This window comes from Pseudomonas sp. PD9R (assembly GCF_019200975.1).
In the GTDB taxonomy this organism is placed as follows: Bacteria; Pseudomonadota; Gammaproteobacteria; order Pseudomonadales; family Pseudomonadaceae; genus Aquipseudomonas.
Map to the genome: position 1 here is coordinate 1 of NZ_JAHTMR010000039.1, position 2,482 is coordinate 2,482.

The 2,482-nt window shown below is 48.6% G+C and carries 2 protein-coding genes and 1 pseudogene; 1 reads left to right on the forward strand and 2 read right to left on the reverse strand.

What is annotated here, in order from left to right:
- Positions 1 to 311: pseudogene (locus KUF73_RS31220) on the reverse strand (hypothetical protein); the annotation flags it as partial.
- Between the two features lie 511 nt (positions 312 to 822).
- Positions 823 to 2,253, reverse strand: a complete 1,431-nt coding sequence (locus KUF73_RS31225) for a hypothetical protein (protein WP_218441779.1) — start codon at positions 2,251 to 2,253, stop codon at positions 823 to 825.
- 76 nt (positions 2,254 to 2,329) lie between these two features.
- Here KUF73_RS31225 and KUF73_RS31230 point away from each other — a divergent pair.
- Positions 2,330 to 2,482, forward strand: a 153-nt coding sequence (locus tag KUF73_RS31230; protein WP_141233078.1) for a transposase, incomplete at its 3' end; no start/stop codon positions are given.

Here is a 2,482-nt window from a genome sequence, read left to right on the forward strand (position 1 = left end):
ACTTGATACGGCGCGGAGGTGAATTCGGTCTGAGCCCACAGTTGAAACGCCGTTACTTCAGCATTGGCGGATTGCGGAGGGCTGTTGATGGCCCAACTGGCACCCTTCACAACATCAAATTTTTGGAAATCCGCGATGGCAGGCCTAGAGGTGACTGGCAATGCAGGCTCGGCTGGGTTTCGATTCAGGCTGACTCCCTGATTGGTCCAGGGACTATCATCCTCAGCCTTAATCGTGAAAGTGTGTTCACCGCCGTGGCAGAGATACAAAGGTCCAGCGACCATCAGTCCGGCAGTGCGATTATCAGCCATTGCGACATCTCCCGATCATTGAAGCAGCGTGAAAACTGTGTGTCTTAACTATCAGAGAAATTTCGTGCGGCGGCTACTGTCAGAAATGACAGCGGAATAGATCTTTCGGAAATCGTCAAGAGCAAGTTAATAACTAAATTTTATCGGAGTATTAGAAATATAATGAGTTCGAGGAGCTGCCAGTTTTAACACAAAAGAAAACATCGATTTCAATGCTTTCAGAACAAATCGACGTAACTTACAAGTCAGCTGACTCTACAGTTAGATAATTTTTTCTTTCACCTATACGCCAGCACCTCACCCTATAATGATAACTTGCATTACCTATGCAGTGTCGCACGTGCACTTTTTAGTAATCGGCAAATCAACGTCACGCTTTTTTACCACGTACCAGACTATTTCGGAGAAAACCCAGATCACAACACCTTCCAATTACTCATATTAGTTGAGACACACCTTGATCGCAGTCATCGGAACCTATTGCCAACCCCCTAAACAACCAAACGAAAACCTAGACTACCTGGCACAATATTCTTCTTTTCGAGGCTACATCAACACAACAAATTTCAATTTCAAAAGGCACCACACCTGAACTAGCAACGTTAAAAGCCCAAGTTAATACCCCACTAATTTGACCATCTACCACTTCAACCCGCCGACCAAAATCCGGACTAACCGAAGGGATCGGCGCAGTAGGATCAACTCGAATCAGGGTAAATCCCTTATGACGCAATGGAACACCGTTTTTTATACCAATATGTAGATAATTTATTTTACCTTTTTTCAAAGAGATTTCCCGCCAAGGATATTCACAATATTTTCCATCCGCGTAAACATGATGAATTGTACGGTTAAGATTTCGGGACACCAAGCTGCCCGGGAAAACAATAGGTGTTGACATCCCTTTCCCAGCCAATATCAAATCGAATGTAAAACTCTCCTGCTGCCCTTTTACTGACCAGTTATAATTTATTTGCTCAGACCAAAAGTCAGGCATACTTAGGAGCCAATTTGGATGCCCGCTAAACGAACTACTGAGTGTGATGGGCAGACCCGCTAACGGGCTGTTGGATTTGGGTATCAACGTGACAGTTTGCGCTTCATCGTGGAAAAACCAATTGCCTCCGGCAGGCACAGCGACGCCGCCAATTTTGACGTCTGCCTCATCAGCCAAATTGTTCGATACCAACTTGCTGATCGCCACCGTAATTGGCGTGGTCATGCCCTTGCCCAACACTGACAGTTGGAAGGTGCCACTTTTAGTTTTACCCGTTACCTTCCAGCTATGCGTGGTTTGTTCCGTATTAAATGCCGGCGCACTGACCACATTGACGGGATCGAGTCCAGTTTTGATGGCACAGGTCAGCGTGACTGGCAGACCGGCCAGTGTGCTGCCTGATTTTGGAGTCAGTGTGACGGTTTGCTCTTTATCCCGGATAAACCAATTGCCTCCGGCGGGTACAGCTACGCCACCAATCTTGACATCAGCCTCATCGGCCAGATTGCTCGATACCAACTTACTGATCGCTACCGTAATCGGCGTGGTCATGCCCTTGCCGGACAGCGATAGCTGGAAGGTGCCACTTTTAGTTTTACCCGTTACCTTCCAGCTATGCGTGGTTTGTTCCGTATTAAATGCCGGCGCACTGACCACATTGACGGGATCGAGTCCAGTTTTGATGGCACAGGTCAGCGTGACTGGCAGACCGGCCAGTGGGCTGCCTGATTTTGGAGTCAGTGTGACGGTTTGCTCTTTATCCCGGATAAACCAATTGCCTCCGGCGGGTACAGCTACGCCACCAATCTTGACATCAGCCTCATCGGCCAGATTGCTCGACAATAAGCGACAGGTCACTGGCATAGACTGCTCCACTTGGGGAACGTCAATCAGCAGCTCAAACAAACCGCTTAGGGTCAGTCCGCCGATGATCGTCCACTTCAAACCCGCTGAACGAGCCCCATGAAAGACAGGACACCGTTTCCCCCTTACGATAAGGGATAGGCAAACGGTTATGTTTATGACTAACAGCAACGATAAGAGTGGGGAGCTTTTGGGTCAGGAGCGGCGGCGCCGCTGGAGCCCAGAGCAAAAACTGGCCATGGTTCGCGAGAGTCTTGAGCCAGGACAAAGTGTGTCGGTCGTCGCTCGGCGCAACGGCATCAATGCCAAT